This window comes from Pseudonocardia pini, from assembly GCF_013870575.1.
Classification (GTDB): Bacteria; Actinomycetota; Actinomycetes; order Mycobacteriales; family Pseudonocardiaceae; genus Pseudonocardia; species Pseudonocardia pini.
In genome coordinates this window covers 1-2,337 of the sequence record NZ_JACBXB010000826.1, presented here as the reverse complement: position 1 = coordinate 2,337, position 2,337 = coordinate 1, and the positions used below count along the sequence as shown (strand labels likewise).

Sequence of the window (2,337 nt, the reverse complement as noted above, 5' to 3'; positions counted from 1 at the left end):
ACGCCGTGCAGGGTCTCCGGGTCGGTGAGGGCGTGGACGTCGTCGAGGACGAGCCGCACGGGCCGGGGCAGCCGGGCGATGTCGTCGAGCAGCTCGGCCAGGTACTCCGGCTGCCCTCCGGGACGCCAGGGCCGCGGGGCCCGTAACCTGCTCGCGGCCGGGACCGAGGGGCAGGCGGCCAGCGCGGCCACCACCGCGGCCCACAGCCTGCGCGGGTCGTCGTCGTCCCGGTCGAGGTCGACCCACGCGACGTCCTCCCCGTCCGCGGCCGCGGTCGTGCGGGCCCAGTCGGCGAGCAGCAGCGTCTTGCCGTAGCCCGCCGGGGCGCACACCAGCCCCACGGCGGACTCCGTGCCCGCCTCCAGGTCGGCGCGGAGTCGCGCCCGGGCGACGAAGCCCGGCGGCAGCCGTGGCACTTCGATCTTCCCCGGCGGGACGAGGCCCATGTTGATTCCCCCAATACGCCGTACGGCCCATTCTCGGCGCGCGGACGCGAGGCGACGCTCGGCCCCGGGAATCGGATGCCGACGTATTCCGTATCGGCCGGACAGGGAGGGTAAACCCGCCCGGACGCCGGTGTCCACGGCCACAAGTCCCTGTTGCCGTGCGGGTGCGACCTCTACCGGTTGCGGCCACGGTCTGGTGTAGACCGGTGTCGGATCTTCCCGCCGCTCTTTTCCGACGGATTCCCGGCGGGTGATTCGGTGATCGAAAAGGTCGTCTCGGCGGAGTCCATGATCGGGTGCCGGAATACGGGACGAGAGGGCTCACCCGCCGGGGATGAGGGGTGGCGCCACGCGGTGCGCCATCGTGTCCGTGGCCCGGATCCGCGGTCGGGCGGTTGGGCGTCGCGACGCGGGGGTACGTAGGGGCCACGGCACCGACGGGCCCCGTCCGGCGCCGGTGGACCCGCCGCCCGGGGACGGGCGAGGGCTGCCCGTGAGGAGTGCGCGTGAGCCAGCAGGGATGGAACGGCTCCGACCGCTGCGACCTGGTCGGCAGGCACCGCGCCCAGCAGGCGGTCGAGGCGATCCTGTCCGACGACCACAACGCCGAACGCGGCCTCGCGGGCGTCCACGAGGTGACGGCCACCGTGCTCGCGGAGTCCGGCGTCGACGGGTTGAGTGGCCTCGCGGTGGAGCTGTCGCTCAAGCTGGCCGAGGCGCTCGAGCGGATCGCCGCCGACCAGGGCCTCGCCGCGGTCGACATCGCGGACGTCCTGTTCGTGGACTAGGAGGCCCCGCCCACGTGGGCGGGGCCGAACGAGCTGTGAGAGATGCAGTGCGGCGAGCGGCTGTGCCCGGCCGGCTCGCCGCACCGCGAGCACCGTCACCCCGGTGTGGGCGGCGACGGTCGTCGGTGGGGGAACGGGGTGGACCTCACGGCGGGGACGGGCGCGGCGGTCGCGGGCCCGGCGGGGTGGTGGGCGGCGGCGGACGACCGTTGCCGGTGCACATCGACATCCCTCCTTTGGGAAGACGGTGCGGGACTGACCCTTCTCGCGCGCCCGCCGACGGCCGGACCGGGCGCTGCACCCGGGGCACGCTAGTCCGTCGAGGCGGCAATGTGGAGGTTTTGTGGAAGATTTTTCCCGGGTCGGTTGGCGGCCGGCCCGGCGACCGGCCAGAATGACGCGGCGGCGGGGTACGAGCACGGAGGATGGGTCCGGTGGGCGGAGAGCGCCGTTCGGTCGAGCAGTTCCCCGCGTCGGCGGGCATGTCGATCTCGGCGGTCGCGGCCCGCACCGGGGTCACCGTCACCACGCTGCGGATGTGGCAGTCCCGGTACGGCCTGGGCCCCAGCCACCGGTCCGCGGGCGGCCACCGCCGCTACAGCGAGGCGGACATCGACCGGGTGCTCGCCGTCACGAGGCTGATGGACCGCGGTGTCCCACCCGCGGAGGCCGCCCGGGCCGTGCTCGCCACGCCCGTCCACGGCCTCGAGCTGCCTGCAGGCGTGGACCCCGTCGCGCACGAGATCGGCGTCGCGGCGCTCGACCTCGACGGTCCGGCGGTGCGCAGGCTCCTGGCCCGCAGGCTCGCGGAGGACTCCGTGGAGACGGTGTGGGAGCGGGTGCTGCGGCCGGTGCTGGCCTCGATCGGGAACGACTGGGCCGAGGTGGCGCACGGGATCGCCGTCGAGCACCTGGTCTCCCACGTCGCGGCGACCGAGCTCGCGGCGATCACGGGACCGCACGCGGTCGACGCCCCCGAGGTCCTGCTGGCGAGCGCCCCCGAGGAGCTCCACGACCTGCCGCTGGTCGCACTGGGAGCCGTGCTGGCGGGCACCGGCCGGGTCGGCACGGTGCTCGGGGCCCGGACGCCGGTCGGGTCCCTC

Annotated in this window: 3 protein-coding genes; 2 read left to right on the top strand and 1 reads right to left on the bottom strand. The window is 74.8% G+C overall.

All coding sequences use genetic code 11. The features are described from left to right. Positions 1-446 (bottom strand): AAA family ATPase (locus H5J29_RS29535; protein WP_376768590.1); only part of this gene is annotated, 446 nt, incomplete at its 3' end. A gap of 506 nt (positions 447-952) precedes the next feature. Between H5J29_RS29535 and H5J29_RS29530 the strand changes: the two genes are divergently transcribed. Beyond that, complete coding sequence (locus H5J29_RS29530; RefSeq protein ID WP_181784251.1) at positions 953-1,234, top strand: hypothetical protein; 282 nt, start codon at positions 953-955, stop codon at positions 1,232-1,234. 434 nt (positions 1,235-1,668) lie between these two features. After that, the coding region (locus H5J29_RS29525; protein ID WP_181784250.1) for a MerR family transcriptional regulator at positions 1,669-2,337 on the top strand (669 nt) is incomplete at its 3' end.